At 63.3% G+C, this 482-nt stretch carries 1 protein-coding gene; it reads right to left on the reverse strand.

Annotated elements, in window-relative coordinates; all coding sequences use genetic code 11:
• The coding region (locus AC1DE4_RS31860; protein ID WP_477884767.1) for an NAD(P)/FAD-dependent oxidoreductase at positions 1-482 on the reverse strand (482 nt) is incomplete at both ends.

The raw sequence follows: 482 nt of genomic DNA on the forward strand, positions 1-482 counted from the left end.
AGCGAGGCCGCATCCGTCTTGCCGTGCTTCAGCGTACCGAAGATCGAAAGGCCGAAGAGCTGGTTCGTCCACATGTCGAAACCGCCGAGCGCCACGCCGATTGCCGTGCCGAACTTCGACCACAGCGGCTTGACGTTTCGCACCCTCTTCAGGTCCTTACCGATGTCGCTTGAGCGCCAGTCGTTCTCGATCTCGACCACCTCGTCATTGGCGCGACCGGCTGCAATCGCCGCGGCAATCCGGTCCGCTGCCATCATGCCCGACAGCACCGCGTTGTGGCTGCCCTTGATGCGCGGCACGTTGACGAAGCCCGCCGAACAGCCGATCAGGGCGCCGCCGGGGAAGGATAACTTCGGTACAGACTGATAGCCGCCCTCGGTGATCGCACGCGCACCATAGGACAGCCGTTTGCCGCCCTCGAAGGTCGTGCGGATCGCCGGATGCGTCTTGAAGCGCTGGAACTCCTCGAAGGGATACAGGTA

Source organism: Rhizobium sp. 10N414, assembly GCF_056394785.1.